Genomic DNA, 18,465 nt, shown 5'->3' with positions numbered 1-18,465 from the left:
CGGTTCCAGCCCGACAGCCGCCCTCAGCGTGCGCCGAAGCGCGCGCGGCAGCCGCCGTTCACCCATACGCTGTTGCCGTTGTAGCCCCAGTTGCGGCCTTCCACGCACTGGGTCCGGGACAGCTGCTGGATCAGTACCGGGCGGCCCTGGCGGCGTTCCCAGGCGCAGGAGCGCATGCGGTTGTCTTCGCTGCTGCACTCGATGCTGTAGTTGGAACCGCCCCAGTTGCCATTGCCACCGCCGCCCCAGCCGCCTCCGCGGCCTTCGGCGAACTCGGCACGGCAACCGTCGCTGACCCAGACCGCGCCGTTGCTGCTGCCCCAGCTGCGGCCTTCGATGCATTGCGACTTGGACAACTGCCGCACCAGCGTGGCGCGGCGCCAGTCGGTGCGGCACACGCGCTGGCGGTTGTCGTTGCTCTCGCAGCGGATGGTGTCGCCGTTGCCGGCATTGCCACCGCCCCAGCCGCCGCCCCAGTTGCCGCCACGGCCTTCGGCGAACTCGGCGCGGCAGCCATTGTCGACCCACACGCTGCCGTTGCCGCTGCCCCAGTTGCGGCCTTCCACGCACTGGGTGTTGGACAGCTGGCGCACCAGCACCGCGCCGCGCCAGCCGGTGTTGCACACGCGCTGGCGGTTGTCGTTGCTCTCGCAGCGGATGGTGTCGCCGTTGCCGCCCCAGTTGCCGTTGCCGCCGCCGTTGCTCCAGCCGCCGCGACCCGGGCCGAAGTCGGCGCGGCAGCCGTTGCCGACCCACACCGTGCCATCGCGGCTGCCCCAGTTCTGTCCCTCGATGCAGCGGGTGCTGGACAGCTGGCGGACGATGATGGCGTCGCGCCAGCCGGTATTGCAGACCTGCTGGCGGTTGTTGATGCTCTCGCAGCGCACTGCCGCCACGGTGCCGGGGCCGTTGCCATAGGGCGACTGCGCGGCGGCGCTGGTGGCGAGCAGGGCGCCGGGCAGGAGGGCGGTGAGTCCGGCGAGCAGAAGCGGGCGGTTCATGGCGGCGTCCCTGTTCAGGTTTGGATGGGCGAACTATAGGAAGAGTCTGGCTTAAGCGGGCGTGACTGCGCCGCGGATTTGCTCCGCTCGCCGGCCGGCCGCAAAATAGCCGGCTCGCCGGCACCCTCCCGTGCCGGTATTCCCCTGCGGAGCTTTCCATGCGTACCCACTTCTGCGGCCTGGTCGACGAGACCCTGATCGGCCAAACCGTGACCCTTGCTGGCTGGACCGACGTTGCCCGCAACCAGGGCGGCGTCTGCTTCATCGATCTGCGCGATCATGAAGGCATCGTGCAGGTAACGGTGGAGATCGACAACGCCGAGGTGTTCGCGGTTGCCGCGTCGCTGGGCTATGAGGACGTGCTCCAGGTCGAAGGCGTGGTGCGTGCCCGCCACGCGGTCAACGACAAGATGCGCACCGGCAGGGTGGAAGTGATCGCCAGCCGCATCACCGTGCTCAACAAGGCCGCGCCGCTGCCGTTCCACGCCCACGAGAACCCGGGCGAGGACACCCGCCTGAAGTACCGTTACCTGGACCTGCGCCGTCCGGAGATGCAGCGCATGCAGCGCACCCGCATCAAGCTGGTGCAGGCGCTGCGCCGCCACCTGGATGCGCGCGGCTTCCAGGACATCGAGACCCCGATCCTGACCAAGGCCACCCCGGAAGGCGCGCGCGACTTCCTGGTGCCGGCGCGCATGCACCCGGGCGAGTTCTACGCGCTGCCGCAGAGCCCGCAGCTGTTCAAGCAGATCCTGATGGTGGCCGGCTTCGACCGCTACTACCAGATCGCGCGCTGCTTCCGCGACGAGGCGCTGCGGGCCGACCGCCAGCTGGAGTTCACCCAGCTGGACATGGAGTTCGCCTTCGTGCGCGAGCGCGACGTGCAGGATTTCGTCGAGGACATGATCCGTTCGATCTTCAAGGAAGTGGTCGACGTCGAACTCGACGCGCAGTTCCCGCGCATGACCTGGGCCGAAGCCATGCGCCGCTACGGCTCGGACAAGCCGGACCTGCGCATCGGCCTGGAGCTGGTGGACGTCGCCGCGCTGGTCAAGGACAGCGGTTTCGCCGTGTTCACCGGCCCGGCCAATGATCCCGATGGCCGGGTGGCCGCGCTGCGCATCCCCGGTGGCGCGTCGCTGAGCCGCAAGCAGATCGACGAGTACGCCGCCCATGCCGCCAAGTACGGCGCCAAGGGGTTGGCCTACATCAAGATCGCCGACAACGGCGAGGTCAGCTCGCCGATCCAGAAGTTCTTCAGCGAAGCGGCGTTCGCCGCCCTGGTCGCCCACGTCGGCGCCGGCAACGGCGACATCGTGTTCTTCGGCGCCGGCGGCTACAACAAGGTCTCCGACTTCATGGGCGCGCTGCGGCTGAAGGCCGGCAGGGACTTCGGCCTGGTCACTGAAGGCTGGCGCCCGCTGTGGGTCACCGACTTCCCGATGTTCGAGTGGGACGACGAGGAGCAGCGCTACGTGGCCCTGCATCACCCCTTCACCGCGCCGGCGGTGGACGACGTGGCCGACCTGCGCGCCAACGCCCGGACCGCGGTGTCGCGCGGCTACGACATGGTGCTCAACGGCAACGAGATCGGCGGCGGTTCGATCCGCATCCACCGCCCGGAGATGCAGAGCGCGGTGTTCGAACTGCTCGGCATCGGTGCCGAGGAGGCGCGCGCCAAGTTCGGCTTCCTGCTGGACGCGCTGAACTACGGCGCGCCGCCGCACGGCGGCATCGCCTTCGGCATCGACCGCATCGCCGCGCTGATGGCCGGCACCGAATCGATCCGCGACGTGATCCCGTTCCCGAAGACCACCGGTGCGCAGTGCCTGATGACCGACGCGCCGTCGCCGATCGCCGACGCGCAGCTGGCCGAAGTGCACGTGCAGGTGCGTCCGCAGCCGGCCAAGGGCTGAGCGGCCGATGGCCGGCGTCATCCGTCGCGCATCGCCCGACGACGCCGGCGTGCTGTGCGCGCTGGCCGAGCGTACCTTCGTGGAGACGTTCGGCCACCTGTACCCGCCGCAGGACCTGGCCGATTACCTGGCCACGGCCTATCCGCCGGAGCTGCAGCGCAGCCAGTTGCAGTCGGGCGACTACGCCGCCTGGCTGCTGGAGGTCGGCGGCGAGCCGGTCGGCTTCGCCTTCGCCGGTCCCTGTGGGCTTCCGCACGCCGACGTCCGCCCGGGCGATGGCGAACTGAAGCGCCTGTACGTGCTGCGCGGCCACCAGGGCGGCGGCTGGGGCGGCGCGCTGTTCGCGCAGGCCGAGCAATGGCTGCTGGAAGGCGGGCCGCGCACGCTGTGGATCGGCGTCTGGTCGGAGAACTTCGGCGCCCAGCGCTTCTATGCCCGCCACGGTTTCGACACGGTCGGCGAATACGCGTTCCCGGTCGGGCGCACGCGCGACCGCGAGTTCATCCTGCGCCGCCCAGCGCGCGGCGCCTGACTGGCGCCGCCGCACGCCGTGCCCAGGGCGCGGGCGTGTGGCGCTCAGCGCGCCTTGCCGAGCACGTGCGAGCCGTTGGCGGTGTGGTGCTCGGGGATCCCGTAGACCTCGCCCAGCGCCTGGATGAAGCCGTCCACGTCCTCGCCGCGGAACACGCCGCTGACGCGGTAGGACGCCAGTCCCGGATCGGCCAGCAGCACCGGCTTGAAACTGTAGCGGCCGAACTCGGCCACCGCTTCGGGCAGTGGCGTGTCGTTGAACACCAGCCGCCCGGACAGCCAGCCCGGTGCCGAACCGGCCGCCACCGCAGCATCCGTCACCTGCAGGCGCTGCGCGGCCATGCGCGCGCGCTGTCCGGGGACCAGCACGCCCAGGCGCGTGGCGGGCCGCGTTGCGTCGTTGCCTCCACGCAGTTCCACGCTGCCCTCGTACAAGGTCACGTCGGCGGCCTGGCCAAGCTGCGAGACCTCGAATTGGGTGCCCAGCGCACGCACGCTGCCGGCGGCGGTCTGGACCACGAACGGGCGTTCGCTGTCGCGTGCCACGCGGAAGAACGCGCGGCCACCGTCCAGCCGCACCAGGCGACCGCGCGGGTCGTAGCGCACCTGCACCCGCGTGTCCGCGTCCAGGTCCACGCGGGTACCGTCCTCGAGCTGCAGCGAACGGCGCTCGCCGATGGCGGTGCGGTAGGAGCTCTCGACCGCCCGTGGCGGCAGCAGCACGAACGCCATGCCGCCGGCGCAGGCCAGCACCAGTGCGGCCGCGGCGGCGCCCAGCCAGCGGCGGCGGCGCGGTACACGGTGCGCCGCCGCGCGCGGGCGTGGGCGCGGCACCCGCACCGCCAGTTCGGGCGCGGTGGCGAACTCACCCAGCGACGACCACAACGCCTCGATGCGGCCATAGGCGGCTTGGTGCAGTGGATCGGCATGCAGCCATCGCTGCCAGGCCTGGCGGTCGCGCTCGCTGGTGTCGTCGGCACGCAGGCGGACGAACCAGGCGGTCGCCTGCTGCTCCACGGGGTTGCCGCCGTCGTGGGCGGGAGTGTCCGGTCTGCTCATGTTTCCGCCAGTCGCGACTGCAGGTGCAGCAGTGCGCGCATCATGTGTTTTTCCACCGCGCTCACGCTCACCTGGAGCTGCAGCGCGATGGCGGCATAGGTCATGCCTTCGTAGCGCTGCAGCAGGAATACCTCCCGGCAGCGTGGCGGCAGTTCGTCCAGCGCCGACAGCAACTGCTGCAGCCGCTCCCTGCCCGCGTAGACGTGATAGCCGGCCGGTTCCTCACTGGGCAGTTCATGCACGCTGGCATCGAGCGGCTCGTGCTGTACCACGTGGTGGCTGCGGTCGCGACGGAAACGGTCGCGCAGCAGGTTGGAGGCGATGCGCAGCACGTAGGCCTCGGCGTTGTCCACGCGTGTCGGCGAGCGCGCCAGGCGGATGAGCGCCTCCTGCGCCAGGTCCTCGGCATCGGCGTCGTGCTGCAGATGGCGGCGGAAGTAACGCAGCAGCATGGGACGGAAGTGGCGGACGTGGTCCGGCTCCCATCGCATGGCCAGGACCTGGTCTGCGGTGAACGGCATCGCGAAGGAATCCAAGGCGGATGACCCGCCGACGGTAAGCGCTGGCGTGGCACCCGCGCAACCGTGCGGCGGTGGGGTGAGGGATGTGCGTCGCGCTGCGTCTGCGAAGAGGGGAGCCTGCCACAGGCCGCCATCCGACATCGCTTAGGGGAACCAGATGAGAAACACCACACGGGCGTCGAACCGTCCCGGCCGCACCGTCGTCGCCAGCGCGCTGGCCACGGCGCTGGGCCTCTCGCTGCTGGGCATGGCGCCGGCGTCCTTCGCCCAGCCGGCGGCCACCCACCAGTTCGCCGTCGCCAGCCAGCCGCTTGGCGAAGCGCTCAACCGCCTGGCCGAGACCGCGGGCGTGCAGATCATGGTGCCGCCGGACCTGGTCCGCGGCCACACCGCGCCGGCGCTTGCCGGGCAGTACACCGTGCAGCAGGCGCTGGACCGGCTGCTGGCCGGTACCGGGCTGGTCCATCGCAGCACCCGCGGTGGCGTGATCACCATCGCGCGCGCCGCCGCGCCCGCGGCCGCGCCGCGGCCGTCGCCGCCGGCTGCGGCAGCCAACCCCGCCGAAACCCAGGAGCTGTCGACCGTGCAGGTCACCGGCTCGCGCATCAAGCGCGCCGAGGTGGAAGGGCCGTCGCCGGTGATGGTGATCTCGGCCCAGCAGATCGAGAACGAAGGCCATGCCACCGTGTTCGAGGCGCTGGAGTCGCTGGTCATGGCCGGTGGTGCGGTGGAGACGGAATTGTCGGGGGGCTTTTCCGCCAATGCGCATCCGCTCAACCTGCGCGGCCTCGGGCCGGGACGCTCGCTGCTGCTGATCGACGGCCGCCGCGCGGCGGACTATCCGTTTCCCTACGGTGGCCGCAGCAACTTCCAGAACTTCGGCAACATCCCCTCCGGCGCGGTCGAGCGCATCGAGGTGCTGGCCGGCGGCGCGTCGGCGATCTACGGCGCCGATGCGGTGTCCGGCGTGGTCAATGTGGTGCTCAAGCGCAACTACGAGGGCGACGTCTTCAAGCTGCGTGGCGGCACCAGCACGATGGGCGGGCGCGACCGCGCCGACCTGCAGTGGACCGGTGGCCGCCGCGGCGACGACTGGAGCGTGACCTACGCATTGCAGTACTACGAACAGGAGCTGCTCTACGGCTTCCAGCGCAGCGACTGGGACCGGCGACGGAATCCGGCGGCGGACCCGCGCATCGGCGCCGAGCCCTCCGCCATGCTGCGCATCCGCCGCGGCGGCACCAGCAGCAGCAACCCGCTGATCGCGCTGCCGGAAGGGACCTGCCAGAAGTGGGGCGGTGAGTTCATCGACTGGACCTACCGTCGCATCAGCGGCGGCAAGGTGCAGACCCTGGGCGACGCCTGTGGCAGCTGGAACGACGAGCGTTACGTGCACCTGAGCAAGGGCAAGGAGGAGGCCGCCGCCTATGTGTTCGGCACCTACGACTTCAACGACGCGCTGCAGGCCTGGGCGTCGCTGCAGGTGTGGGATTCAAAGGCCGAATCGCTGGGCGGCTTCGAGAGCATCACCGGTCCGCATACCGATGGCGTGGGACGCCGCGGCGACTTCTACGACCCGCAGTTCGGCGCGGTGATCGCTCCGACCCGCTACCTGTCGCCGGTGGACCTGGGCGGCGTGGCGGAGATGAACCAGCACTACAAGGAGCGCTCGGTGGACCTGGCCGTGGGCCTGCGCGGGCGCCTGGCCGAGCGTTTCGACTGGGACGCGACCCTGAGCCGCGCCGAATACGACTTCGAGCGCACCCGCCGGCGCATGGTCGGCAACCTGGTCAACGATTTCTTCTTCGGCCCCCAGCTGGGCAGCACGTCCAAGGGCGTGCCGATCCACCAGCTGAACCTCGATCGCTGGCTGCGGCCGCTGACGCCGCAGGAGTACGCCTCGATCTCCACCCTGGCCCGTTACGAGGCCGAGTCGTGGGTGACCACCGGCAGCTTCGTGCTCACCGGTGACCTGTTCGAGCTGCCGGCCGGGCCGCTGGGAATGGCGGTGGTGACGGAAGCCAGCCGCCAGGGCTACGCGCTGGACAGCGACCCGCGGGTGCAGCCGGGCGTGGTGCAGTTGTACAACCTGACCGGTACCAACGGCGGCGGCGAGCACGACCGTTACGCAGCCGGCATCGAGTTCAGCATTCCCATCGTGGATACGCTGAGGGCGAGCCTGGCCGGCCGCTTCGACAAGTACGACGACGTGACCGACGTCAATGACGCCAAGACCTGGAATGCCGGCCTGGAATGGCGCCCGTTCGAATCGCTGCTGGCGCGCGCCAGCTACGCCACCAGCTTCAAGGCGCCGGACATGCACTGGGTGTTCAGCGAGGGCAGCGGCAGCTACGGCACCAGCGTCGACCCGTGGCGCTGCATCGACGGCGGCGCCAACCCGGGGTGTTCGGGCTACAGCTATTCGATGTTCTCGGTCACCCGTGGCGATCCGGCGCTGGAAGAGGAGACCGGCAAATCGTGGAGCGCCGGCGTGGTGTGGGACATCGCCGACGGGCTGGCGGTCAATGTCGACTACTGGAACATCGAGCTCAACGGCGCGCTCGAGCGCATGGCCAATGCCGAGATCCTGGAGGGCGAGGCCGGCTGCCGCACCGGCCTGAAGCTCAACGGCCAGCCGTTCGAGTTCGCCGCCGGTTCGGGCTACTGCCAGCTGGTCACCAGCCTGGTCACGCGTACCCCCGAGGAGGGCCAGGGCATCGGCCGCGTCACCGAGATCCGTTCGCTGCCGATCAACCAGTCGTACCGTCGCGTGGCCGGCATCGACGCCGGGCTCAACTGGCGGCTGCAGACGGCGCGGCTGGGGCGCTACAACCTGCGCCTGAACTGGTCGCACACGCTGGCCTCCGAACGCCAGGTGCAGGCCACCGACGCGGTGCAGAAGGACTGGCGCGACGACCCGGACAACCTGGATTTCCGCAGCCGCATCACCACCGGCGTGGACTGGCGGCTGGGCGACTGGTCGGCCGGCGTGTTCGGCACCCGCTACGGCAGCCTGCCCAAGTACGGCGGCGTCGGCCGCACCGGCGTGCACTTCCTGTGGAATGCCAACCTCGGCCGGCAGATCACCGACAAGGCGGCGTTGAAGCTGTACGTCAACAACGTGTTCAACAGCCTGCACCCGCACGACGAGACCAACAGCAGCTTCCCGTACTTCTACGACGTCTACAGCCCGGTGGGCCGGGAAGTGGCCGTGCAGTTCGAGTACCGCCTGCACTGAGGCGGCGAGGTGTGCGGAACACCCCGCGCCGGGGTGTTCCGCGCGCGCGGCGTGGATGCCGGGTGATGACGTCCGCCATCCCGATGCGGGACACTGGCGCCATGAACACCGTGTCTGCAGACAAGCCCCGCGTGATTGTGCTGCACGGCATCTGGAACGCGCGGGCATGGGTCGGGCCGCTGGCATGGCGCCTGCGCGCGCGCGGTTTCCAGGTCGGCGTGTTCGGTTATCCCAGCGTGTTCGGCGGGCCCGACGTGGCGGTACCGTCGCTGATCGGGCGGTTGCGCGGGCAGGGCCCGGTCTCGCTGGTCGGGCACAGCCTGGGCGGGCTGGTCGCGCTGGAGGCGCTGCGCCAGGCGCCGGACCTGGACGTGCCGCGGGTGGTCTGCCTGGGCTCGCCGCTGTGCGGCAGCGAAACCGCGCGGGCGCTGGCCGGGCACGGCTGGGCGGCGGCGCTGGGACGCAGCGGCGGCCTGTTGCAGCACGGCCTGCCGGCCTGGCGCGGGCGGGCGCAGGTCGGGCTGGTGGCCGGCAGCGTGCCGCATGGCCTGGGGGCGCTGATGGGCGCGCTGCATGGCGATTCCGACGGCACCGTGGCGCTGGCCGAAACCCGCCTGCCGGGCCTGGCCGACCACTGCGTGGTGCCGGCGAGCCACAGCGGGCTGGTGCTGTCGCCCGAGGTGGCGGCCCTGGTCGCGGCGTTCCTGCGCGACGGACGCTTCGGCGCGGCTGCCGCGCAGCGGGCGGCCTGACGGGGCGGGGTGCGGGGATCGGGTAGAATCCGCCCCTTGTTCCCTACAGATGTACGGTAGATCCCCATGGGTAGAGGTCCTTCCATCGAAGCCCGCAAGAACGCGTCGGACGCGAAGCGTGGCAAGATTTTCACCAAGATCATCCGCGAGATCGGCGTGGCCGCCCGCGGCGGTGGAGGCGACCCCAACAACAACCCGCGGCTGCGCGTGGCCATGGACAAGGGCCTGGCCGCGAACATGTCCAAGGACGTGATCGAGCGCGCCATCAAGAAGGCTACCGGCGAGCTGGAAGGCGTCGAGTACGAGGAAGTGCGCTATGAAGGCTACGCCCCGGGCGGCGTGGCGGTGATCGTCGACTGCCTCACCGACAACCGCGTGCGGACCGTGGCCGACGTGCGCCATGCCTTTTCCAAGTGCGGCGGCAACATGGGCACCGAAGGCTCGGTGGCCTTCATGTTCAAGCGGCTGGGCGTGCTGACGTACGCCCCGGGCGCGGACGAGGCCTCCTCGTTTGAAAGCCGGATCACCGAGGCGGCCATCGAGGCCGGTGCCGACGACATCGTCGTGTACCCGGACGACGGCTCGATCGACGTGGTCACCGCGCCGGAGAACTTCCCGTCGGTGAAGGACGCGATGGAGGCGGCCGGGCTGGCGCCGGACCACGCCGAAATCACCTTCCGCGCCGACAACGACATCGCCGTCGCCGGCGACACCGCGCTGCAGGTGAAGAAGCTGCTGGACATGCTCGAGGACCTGGACGACGTGCAGGACGTGTATTCCAACGTCGACCAGGCCGGGCTGGAGCAGGCCTGACGGCGCGCCTGCGTCCCGTCACGTGAGACGGCGGCCGGCGATGATGGCCGCCGTTTCCTTCCGGCCGCCATGGCAATGACCCGCATCCTCGGCATCGACCCCGGCTCGCAGCGCACCGGCATCGGCATCATCGAGATCGATGCCGCCGGGCGTGCCCGCCATGTCCACCACCAGCCGCTGGTGCTGCTGGGCGCGGCGGATTTCGCCCAGCGCCTGAAGCGGCTGGTGCATGGCGTGCACGCGTTGATCGACGAGTACCGGCCGCAGGAAGTGGCCATCGAGAAGGTGTTCATGGCCAGGAACCCCGATTCGGCGCTCAAGCTCGGCCAGGCGCGCGGCGCGGCGCTGTGCGCGGTGGTGCTGCGCGACCTGCCGGTCAGCGAGTACGCTGCCACCGAGATCAAGCTGGCGGTGGTAGGCCGCGGCGGTGCCGAGAAACAGCAGGTGCAGCACATGGTGGGGTTGATGCTGGGCCTGCAGGGCAGGTTGCAGGCCGACGCCGCCGATGCGCTGGCCGTGGCCATCACCCATGCGCACGTGCGCGCCACGGCCGGACGGCTGGGCGTGGACGTGCGTTCTGCCTGGAGTCGCAAATGACGGTTTTTGTTGGCCACGCCTGTGCATGCCGCGGGCTCCGGCCCCGGTTCCCCGGTTCGCGGAGGGCGTTCCCGTGATCGGTCGCCTGCGTGGCATCCTGGCCCACAAGGCCCCGCCGTGGCTGGTGATCGACGTGGGCGGCGTCGGCTATGAGCTGGAGGCGCCGATGAGCACTTTCTACGACCTGCCCGACATCGGCCGCGAGGTGGTGCTGTTCACCCACTATGCGCAGAAGGAGGACAGCGTGTCGCTGTACGGCTTCCTGCGCGAGGGCGAGCGGCGCCTGTTCCGCGACGTGCAGAAGGTCACCGGTATCGGCGCGAAGATCGCGCTGGCGGTGCTGTCGGGCGCCAGCGTGGACGAGTTCGGCCGCCTGATCCAGGCCGGCGACATCACCGCGCTGACCCGCATTCCCGGCATCGGCAAGAAGACCGCCGAGCGCATGATCGTGGAACTGCGCGACAAGGCGGCCGACTTTGCCGGTGGCGGCGCGCCGCTGGCCGGGCCGGCGGCCACCGACCCGGTGTCCGAGGCGACGGTGGCCCTGCAGCAGCTGGGCTACAAGCCGGCCGAGGCGGCGAAAATGGCGCGCGATGCGGCGACCGATGGCGACGATGTCGCCATGGTGATCCGCAGGGCGCTGCAATCGGCGCTGCGCTGACCTCACATCCCCCTACATTCCCGGGCGACCGAAACCATGTCCCACGCTGCTTCCCCGCCTGCAACACCGGGCCACCATGGCAAGCCCGGCACCGCCGCCGGCCTGGCGCTGATCGTCGGCGCCATCGGCGTGGTGTTCGGCGACATCGGCACCAGCCCGCTGTATACGCTCAAGGAGGCGTTCTCGCCGCACTACGGGCTCACCAGCGACCACGACACGGTGCTGGGCGTGCTGTCGCTGGCGTTCTGGGCGCTGATCATGGTGGTCACGCTCAAGTACGTGACCATCATCATGCGCGCCGACAACGATGGCGAGGGCGGCATCATGGCGCTGATGGCGCTGGCCCAGCGCACCCTGCGCAACGGCTCGCGCTCGGCCTACGTGGTCGGCATCCTCGGCATTTTCGGCGCCTCGCTGTTCTTCGGCGACGGCGTGATCACCCCGGCGATCTCGGTGCTGGGCGCGGTCGAGGGCCTGGAGGTCGCCGCGCCCGGGCTCGGCCGGTTCGTGGTGCCGATCACCCTGGTGGTGCTCGCCATCCTGTTCGCCGCCCAGCGTTTCGGCACCGAAAAGGTGGGCAAGGTGTTCGGGCCGGTGATGCTGACCTGGTTCCTGGCGCTGGCGGCGGTCGGCATCTGGAACGTGATCGCCGCGCCCGAGGTGCTCAAGGCCTTCAATCCGTGGTGGGCGGTGCGCTTCTTCCTGGAGCACGGCTGGCACGGCGTGTTCATCCTCGGCGCGGTGGTGCTGGCGGTGACCGGCGGCGAGGCGCTGTACGCGGACATGGGCCACTTCGGCGCGCCGCCGATCCGCCACGCCTGGTACTTCTTCGTGCTGCCGTGCCTGATGCTGAACTACCTGGGGCAGGGCGCGCTGGTGCTGCAGCGGCCCGACGCGGTGGCCAACCCGTTCTTCGAGGCGGTGCCGGAATGGGGGCTGTACCCGATGATCATCCTGGCGACCATGGCCGCGGTGATCGCCAGCCAGTCGGTGATCACCGGCGCGTTCTCGGTCGCGCGCCAGGCCATGCAGCTGGGCTACATCCCGCGCATGCGCATCCTGCATACCTCGCACGACACCATCGGTCAGATCTACATCCCCGGCATCAACTGGGGGCTGGCGCTGATGGTGTTCGGGCTGGTGCTGGCGTTCCGCAGCTCCAGCAACCTGGCCGTGGCCTATGGCATCTCGGTATCGGGAACGATGCTGATCGACACCCTGCTGCTGGCGCTGGTGGCGCGCACGCTGTGGCCGCGTGCCCGCCACGGCATCGTCGCGCTGTGCGCGGTGTTCTTCGTCATCGACCTGGGCTTCGTCGTCGCCAACGGCGCCAAGCTGATGCAGGGTGCCTGGTTCCCGGTGGTGCTGGGCATCGCGCTGTTCACGATGATGCGCACCTGGCGCCGCGGCCGCGAGCTGCTGCGCGACGAGGTGCGCAAGGACGGTATCCGCATCGACACCTTCCTGCCCGGGCTGATGCTGGCGCCGCCGGTACGGGTGCCGGGCACGGCGGTGTTCCTGACTGCCGACCCGACGGTGGTACCGCACGCGCTGATGCACAACCTCAAGCACAACAAGGTGCTGCACGAGCGCAACGTGTTCCTGCACGTGGAAACCCTGCCGTTGCCGTACGCGGCGGCGGGCCAGCGGCTGAAGATCGAGCCGGTCGGCGACGAGTTCTACCGCATCCACGTGCGCTTCGGCTTCATGGAGACGCCGGACGTGCCGTTGGCGCTGATGCGCTCGTGCGACCACGGCGGGGTCTACTTCGATCCGATGGACACCACCTTCTTCGCCAGCCGCGAGACCATCGTCGCCACCGCCAACCGCGGCATGCCGGTCTGGCGCGACAAGCTGTTCGCCTTCATGCACCGCAATGCCGCCCCGGCCAGCAACTTCTTCCGCATCCCCGGCAACCGGCTGGTGGAACTGGGCGCGCAGGTGGAGATCTGATGGGGTCGCGGCCTGCGGCCAGGGCCCGCAAAATACGGGCAGTCCTGGCCGCTTGTGCCTACAATCGCCGCTGATGAACATGCCCGAACGCTTGTCCGCCTTTTCCCGGCCTCCGGCCTCCGGCCCCTGGTCCCCATGACCGACAACCGCATCATTGCCGCCGGCGCCACCCGCGAGGACGACGCCGCCGACGCCAGCATCCGCCCGCGCCGCCTGGCCGACTACCTCGGCCAGGCGCCGGTGCGCGAACAGCTGGACATCTACATCCAGGCGGCCAAGTCGCGCAGCGAGGCGCTGGACCACGTGCTGATCTTCGGCCCGCCGGGGCTGGGCAAGACCACGTTGAGCCACGTGATCGCCAACGAGCTGGGGGTGGGCCTGCGGGTGACCTCCGGGCCGGTGATCGAGAAGGGCGGCGACCTGGCCGCGCTGCTGACCAACCTGCAGCCGTACGACGTGCTGTTCGTGGACGAGATCCACCGCCTGTCGCCGGTGGTCGAGGAAGTGCTGTACCCGGCGATGGAGGACTTCCAGATCGACATCATGATCGGCGAGGGCCCTGCCGCGCGCTCGATCAAGCTCGACCTGCCGCCGTTCACCCTGATCGGCGCCACCACCCGTGCCGGCCTGCTGACCGCGCCGCTGCGCGACCGCTTCGGCATCGTGCAGCGGCTGGAGTTCTATTCGGCCGATGAACTGACCCGCATCGTGCGCCGCTCGGCGACCATCCTCGGCATCGACTGCAGCGCCGAGGGCGCCGGCGAGATCGCGCGCCGCTCGCGCGGCACCCCGCGCATCGCCAACCGCCTGCTGCGGCGCGTGCGCGACTATGCCCAGGTCAGGGCCGGTGGCCACATCGACCAGGCCGTTGCGCAGGCGGCGATGCAGATGCTCAAGGTCGACCCGGAAGGCTTCGACGAACTGGACCGGCGCCTGCTGCGGACCCTCGTGGAGTACTTCGACGGCGGCCCGGTCGGCATCGAATCGCTGGCCGCGGCGCTGTCCGAGGAGCGCGGCACGCTCGAGGACGTGGTCGAGCCCTACCTGATCCAGCAGGGCTTCCTGGTGCGTACCGCGCGCGGCCGCATGGCCACCCACAAGGCGTACCGGCACATGGGCCTGAAGCCGCGGGCGGCACCGGCCGATCTGTTCGTGGAGCAGCCGGACAATGAGTGAGCTCCGGTTCAGTTGGCCGACACGCATCTACTGGGAAGATACCGACGCCGGCGGCGTGGTGTACCACGCACGCTACGTGGCCTTCATGGAACGCGCGCGCACCGAGTGGATGCGGGCGATGGGCTATGGCCAGGAAGCCATGCGCAGCGGCGACGGGCAGGTGTTCCTGGTCCGCGCGATGACGCTGGATTTCCTCCGGCCGGCGCGGCTGGACGACGCGCTGCTGGCCACGGTGGAGCTGCTGCAGTGCCGCCGTGCCAGCCTGGTGATCCGCCAGGCGGTGCTGCGCGGCGAGCAGCCGCTGGTGACCGCGCAGGTGCGGCTGGCCGCGGTCGGTGCCCGCGACTTCCGCCCGCAGGCCATGGACGACACGCTGTACGCCACGCTCAAACAATTCGAAACCCAACACGCGCAAGACTGAGGAACATCGGATGATCGCTTTGCTTCTGGCCCTGCAGGCCACCGTGACCGAGGCGCTGCCGGCGGATGTCAGCGCCGCCGCGGCGCAGACCGTGGCCGGCGCCAGCCATGGCGGCATCAACTACCTGGACCTGATGCTCAAGGCCAGCATCCCGGTCAAGCTGATCGTGCTGCTGCTGCTGGCCGGCTCGTTCATCAGCTGGGTGATCATTTTCCGCAAGGCGCGCGTGTTCAAGGCCGCCGACCGCGCCGCCGACGACTTCGAGAACCGTTTCTGGTCCGGCGCCGACCTCGCCAAGCTGTATGCCTCGGCCGCCGACCGCAACCGCTCGGTGGACGGGCTGGAGGCGATTTTCGAATCCGGCTTCCGCGAGTACAGTCGCCTGAATGGCCGCCGCGGGCTGGACAGCCGCACCCAGCTGGAAGGCACCCAGCGCGCCATGCGCACCACCTTCGCCCGCGAGGTCGACGGCCTGGAGCGGAACCTGGAACTGCTGGCCAACATCGGCTCCAACGCGCCGTACGTGGGCCTGGTCGGTACCGTGTTCGGCATCATGGTGACCATGCACGACATGATCAGCAGCGGCGAACAGGCCGGCATCGCCTCGGTCGCGCCGGGCATTTCCGAGGCGCTGTTCGCCACCGCCATCGGCCTGTTCGTGGCGATCCCGGCGACATGGGCCTACAACCGCTTCACCACCCGCGTGGAACGGCTGTCGGTGCGCTACGAGACCTTCGCCGAGGAGTTCAGCTCGATCCTGCAGCGCCAGTCCGGCGCCGACGAATGATGCGCGCCACGCGCACGAGCCCGCACAGGAACCGCCCATGATTTCCGGCATTTCCCGGCGCAAGCGCCGCAAGCTCAAATCAGAGATCAACGTCGTGCCGTACATCGACGTGATGCTGGTGCTGCTGATCATCTTCATGGTGACCGCGCCGCTGTTGACGCTCAGCTTCGAGGTCGACCTGCCCACCTCGCACGCCAAGGCGCTGGAGGGCAAGCAGGACCCGGTCATCGTCTCGGTGCTGGCCGATGGCCAGTTGAGCCTGAAGCTGCCCGATGCCAAGAACCCCGAGCGCATCGACGCGTCCACGCTGCAGGCGCAGCTGGGCGCGATGGCCGCGCAGGACAAGGGCCTGCGCGTGATCGTGGCCGCCGACCGCGCGGTGGCCTATGAAAAGGTCGTGGCGGCGATGGACGTGATCAAGGCCGCGAAGATCGAGAAGGTGGGCCTGGCGACCGATGCACGCTGACGCTCTGCCGCCGCCGCGCGACCCCGGCAACGAATGGGGCATGCCCGTCGTACTGGCGTTGCTGGTGCACGTGCTGGTCGCGCTGGTGTTCATCATCGCCTGGGTGTGGTCGCCGTCGCGCAGCACCGAGGCTGCCGCGGGCGACCCGGTGGTGGAGGCGAGCCTGCAGCTGTCGGCGGCCGAAGCCGCCGCCGCACGCAGCGCGCTGCGTGCCTCGGAAAAGCTGCCGCCGTTGCCCGAGCCGGTAGCGGACGTACAGCCCGAGCCGGTTCCGGAAGACACCCTGCCGCCGCCGCAGCCGATTCCCGAGCCGCGGCCGCAGGACGCGCCCACGCCGCAGCAGCACAATGCCCAGGAGCGCATCGCGCAGCCGGACACGGTCGACCAGGAGCGGGTCAGCGCGCTGGCCATCTCCGAGGAAAAGGCCAGGCAGGAGCAGGAAGCCAAGCGCCGCCAGGAGCAGATCGACCTGACCGAACGCAAGCGGGTGGAAGAGGCCGAGCAGAAGCTGCGGTTGGCAAAACAGCAGGAAGAGGCCGACCGCCAGAAGAAGCTGGCAGACGAGCAGCGCAAGGCCAACGAGGCCAAGGCCGAGCAGGAGCGCCAGCAGAAGATCGCCGAGATCCGCCGCAAGCGCGAGCAGGCCGAGCGCGAGCTCAAGCTGGCCGAGCAGCGCCAGCGCCAGGTGGCCGATGCCCGCGCGCGCGCGCAGGCCGCCGCGTCCAGCGCCTCGCCGGCCAGCGGCACGCCGCAGGCGTCGCCGGGGCAGGGTGGCACCAGCAACGACCTGACCGCAAAGTACGCCGCCGCGATCCAGCAGGCGGTACTCAACCAGTGGGTGCGTCCGGACACGATCCCGCGCGGCCAGCGCTGCCGGCTGACCATCCGCCAGCTGCCGGGCGGCGAGGTGGTCGACGTGCAGTTCGCTGCCGGCTGCCCCTACGACGACGCCGGCCGGCGTTCGGTCGAGGCCGCGGTGCTGCGCGCCCAGCCGTTGCCATACCGCGGTTTCGAGTCGGTGTTCCAGCGCACGCTGAACTTCACATTCGAGGCGCAGGACCGCTGAATCGCGGCGGCTTCACGCAGATTCCGGCACCCTTGGCGGCGCGCTGCAACGGGCTTTTCGCGTGCAATGCCGCAGCCGGGGCTGGATTTCACCGGATTTTCGTTCACGATTGCGAAAATGTTCATCCGCCTGCTGCTATCCCTTACCCCCTGTTCATCCGATCGTTGAGCACCCCATGAAGAAACCGCTTCGCTGGCTGGCCGCCCTGACCGTACTGCTGTTGCCCCTGGTGGCGATGGCGCAGCAACGGGGGCTGGAGATCGACATCATCGGCGGCAACGCGTCGGCCCTGCCAATCACCGTGGTGCCCATGCCCTACCAGGGCAGCGCCGGTGCGCCGGCCACCGACGTCGCCGCGGTGGTGCGCTCGGACCTGGACCGCTCCGGCCAGTTCCGGACCCTGCCCGAGGCGCAGATCGTGCAGCGCCCGACCCGCGGCAGCGAGGTGCAGTACCCGGCCTGGCGCGCGCTCAAGCAGGACTACCTGGTCGTCGGCCGCGTGCTCGACGCCGGTGCCGGCGCCTACCGCGTCGAGTACGAGCTGTTCGACGTCGCCAAGGGCGAGCGCATGCTCGGCCTGGCGATGACCGCCCGCTCCAACGCGATGCGCGATGTCGCCCACCAGATGGCCGATGCCATCTACGAGAAGATCACCGGCGTGCGCGGCGCGTTCTGGACCCGCATCGCCTACGTCACCGCCAGCGGCCGCGGCGACGCGATGCGCTATGCGCTGATGGTGGCCGATGCCGACGGTTACAACCCGCAGACCATCGTCCGCTCCGCCGAGCCGCTGCTGTCGCCGTCGTGGAGCCCGGACGGCAACCGCCTGGCCTACGTCAGCTTCGAGCGCGGCAATTCGGCGATCTATGTCCAGAACATTTCCACCGGCGCGCGCGATCTGGTCGCCAGCTTCCGCGGCATCAACAGCGCCCCGGCGTTCTCGCCGGACGGCCGCCGCCTGGCGCTGACCCTGTCGCGCAGCGGCAACCCGGAGATCTACGTGATGGACCTGGGCAGCAAGCAGCTGACCCAGCTGACCAACCACTTCGCCATCGATACCGAGCCGACCTGGAGCGCCGACGGCAACACCATCTATTTCACCTCCGACCGTGGCGGCCGCCCGCAGATCTACCAGGTGCCGGCGTCGGGCGGCAGCGCCAGCCGCGTGACCTTCCAGGGCAACTACAACGCCAAGGTGACCGTGTCCTATGACGGCAAGAAGCTGGCCATGGCGCAGGGCAGCGGCAACAGCTACCGGATCGCGCTGATGGACAGCAGCCTGGGTTCGCCGCGCTGGAGCACGCTGTCGCCGGGTTCGCTGGACGAATCGCCCAGCTTCGCGCCCAATGCGAGCATGGTGTTGTATGCCGCCCGCGAGGGTGGTCGTGGAGTGCTGTATGCCGTTTCGGCCGACGCGCGGGTCCGCCAGCGCCTGGTCCTGGCAGACGGTGATGTGCGTGAGCCCGCATGGGGCCCGTACCGCACCGCGCGTTGATAAAATGTTAAT

At 69.8% G+C, this 18,465-nt stretch carries 16 protein-coding genes and 2 pseudogenes; 14 read left to right on the top strand and 4 right to left on the bottom strand.

Annotated elements, in window-relative coordinates; translation table 11 throughout:
* Positions 1–23: 23 nt before the first annotated feature.
* Together ABB33_RS08500 and ABB33_RS19290 are read right to left on the bottom strand one after the other, a co-directional pair.
* A pseudogene (locus ABB33_RS08500) lies at positions 24–659 on the bottom strand (DUF3011 domain-containing protein); the annotation flags it as partial.
* A gap of 63 nt (positions 660–722) precedes the next feature.
* Positions 723–1,001: pseudogene (locus ABB33_RS19290) on the bottom strand (DUF3011 domain-containing protein); the annotation flags it as partial.
* A gap of 158 nt (positions 1,002–1,159) precedes the next feature.
* Here ABB33_RS19290 and aspS point away from each other — a divergent pair.
* Together aspS and ABB33_RS08490 are read left to right on the top strand one after the other, a co-directional pair.
* A complete protein-coding gene (aspS, locus tag ABB33_RS08495; protein WP_056931834.1) occupies positions 1,160–2,917 on the top strand; it encodes an aspartate--tRNA ligase in 1,758 nt (585 codons plus the stop codon).
* A 7-nt stretch (positions 2,918–2,924) separates the two neighbouring features.
* The gene (locus tag ABB33_RS08490; RefSeq protein WP_056931833.1) at positions 2,925–3,449 is read left to right on the top strand and encodes a GNAT family N-acetyltransferase; all 525 of its coding nucleotides are present in this window, start codon (positions 2,925–2,927) and stop codon (positions 3,447–3,449) included.
* A gap of 44 nt (positions 3,450–3,493) precedes the next feature.
* On the opposite strand, the gene ABB33_RS08485 is transcribed toward ABB33_RS08490, so the two are convergent.
* Together ABB33_RS08485 and ABB33_RS08480 are read right to left on the bottom strand one after the other, a co-directional pair.
* Positions 3,494–4,507: a FecR family protein gene (locus tag ABB33_RS08485; protein ID WP_082393881.1), complete on the bottom strand. Its 1,014-nt coding sequence runs from the start codon at positions 4,505–4,507 to the stop codon at positions 3,494–3,496.
* Positions 4,504–4,998, bottom strand: a complete 495-nt coding sequence (locus ABB33_RS08480) for an RNA polymerase sigma factor (RefSeq protein ID WP_182212515.1) — start codon at positions 4,996–4,998, stop codon at positions 4,504–4,506. The genes ABB33_RS08485 and ABB33_RS08480 overlap by 4 nt, the downstream gene beginning before the upstream one ends.
* Before the next feature lie 187 nt (positions 4,999–5,185).
* Between ABB33_RS08480 and ABB33_RS08475 the strand changes: the two genes are divergently transcribed.
* From ABB33_RS08475 to tolB, 12 genes are all read left to right on the top strand, one after another.
* A complete protein-coding gene (locus ABB33_RS08475) occupies positions 5,186–8,266 on the top strand; it encodes a TonB-dependent receptor (RefSeq protein ID WP_056931832.1) in 3,081 nt (1,026 codons plus the stop codon).
* Positions 8,267–8,367: 101 nt separating this feature from the next.
* Positions 8,368–9,018: an alpha/beta hydrolase family protein gene (locus ABB33_RS08470; RefSeq protein WP_056931831.1), complete on the top strand. Its 651-nt coding sequence runs from the start codon at positions 8,368–8,370 to the stop codon at positions 9,016–9,018.
* A gap of 66 nt (positions 9,019–9,084) precedes the next feature.
* Positions 9,085–9,831, top strand: coding sequence for a YebC/PmpR family DNA-binding transcriptional regulator (locus ABB33_RS08465; RefSeq protein WP_056931830.1), 747 nt, complete (start codon positions 9,085–9,087; stop codon positions 9,829–9,831).
* Positions 9,832–9,906: 75 nt separating this feature from the next.
* Positions 9,907–10,428, top strand: coding sequence for a crossover junction endodeoxyribonuclease RuvC (gene ruvC / locus ABB33_RS08460; protein WP_054663913.1), 522 nt, complete (start codon positions 9,907–9,909; stop codon positions 10,426–10,428).
* A 73-nt stretch (positions 10,429–10,501) separates the two neighbouring features.
* Complete coding sequence (gene ruvA, locus ABB33_RS08455) at positions 10,502–11,089, top strand: Holliday junction branch migration protein RuvA (protein ID WP_054663915.1); 588 nt, start codon at positions 10,502–10,504, stop codon at positions 11,087–11,089.
* A 36-nt stretch (positions 11,090–11,125) separates the two neighbouring features.
* Positions 11,126–13,042 (top strand): potassium transporter Kup, encoded by a 1,917-nt coding sequence (locus ABB33_RS08450; RefSeq protein WP_056931829.1) that lies wholly within the window; start codon positions 11,126–11,128, stop codon positions 13,040–13,042.
* Between the two features lie 135 nt (positions 13,043–13,177).
* The gene (gene ruvB, locus ABB33_RS08445) at positions 13,178–14,218 is read left to right on the top strand and encodes a Holliday junction branch migration DNA helicase RuvB (protein ID WP_054663920.1); all 1,041 of its coding nucleotides are present in this window, start codon (positions 13,178–13,180) and stop codon (positions 14,216–14,218) included.
* A complete protein-coding gene (gene ybgC, locus ABB33_RS08440; RefSeq protein ID WP_056931828.1) occupies positions 14,211–14,639 on the top strand; it encodes a tol-pal system-associated acyl-CoA thioesterase in 429 nt (142 codons plus the stop codon). Before ruvB ends, ybgC begins: the two co-directional genes overlap by 8 nt.
* A gap of 10 nt (positions 14,640–14,649) precedes the next feature.
* Positions 14,650–15,426, top strand: a complete 777-nt coding sequence (tolQ, locus tag ABB33_RS08435; protein WP_054663926.1) for a protein TolQ — start codon at positions 14,650–14,652, stop codon at positions 15,424–15,426.
* Between the two features lie 37 nt (positions 15,427–15,463).
* Positions 15,464–15,892, top strand: a complete 429-nt coding sequence (gene tolR / locus ABB33_RS08430) for a protein TolR (protein WP_054663929.1) — start codon at positions 15,464–15,466, stop codon at positions 15,890–15,892.
* Positions 15,882–16,958: a cell envelope integrity protein TolA gene (gene tolA / locus ABB33_RS08425; RefSeq protein ID WP_054663932.1), complete on the top strand. Its 1,077-nt coding sequence runs from the start codon at positions 15,882–15,884 to the stop codon at positions 16,956–16,958. Before tolR ends, tolA begins: the two co-directional genes overlap by 11 nt.
* Positions 16,959–17,133: 175 nt before the next feature.
* Positions 17,134–18,453, top strand: coding sequence for a Tol-Pal system beta propeller repeat protein TolB (gene tolB / locus ABB33_RS08420; RefSeq protein WP_054663935.1), 1,320 nt, complete (start codon positions 17,134–17,136; stop codon positions 18,451–18,453).
* The last annotated feature ends 12 nt before the right edge of the window (positions 18,454–18,465 follow it).

Origin of the sequence: Stenotrophomonas acidaminiphila (assembly GCF_001431595.1) — a bacterium.
Taxonomy (GTDB): domain Bacteria; phylum Pseudomonadota; class Gammaproteobacteria; order Xanthomonadales; family Xanthomonadaceae; genus Stenotrophomonas; species Stenotrophomonas acidaminiphila.
Note: the sequence above shows the minus strand (reverse complement) of the source record. Positions and strands in the feature narration are given on the sequence as shown.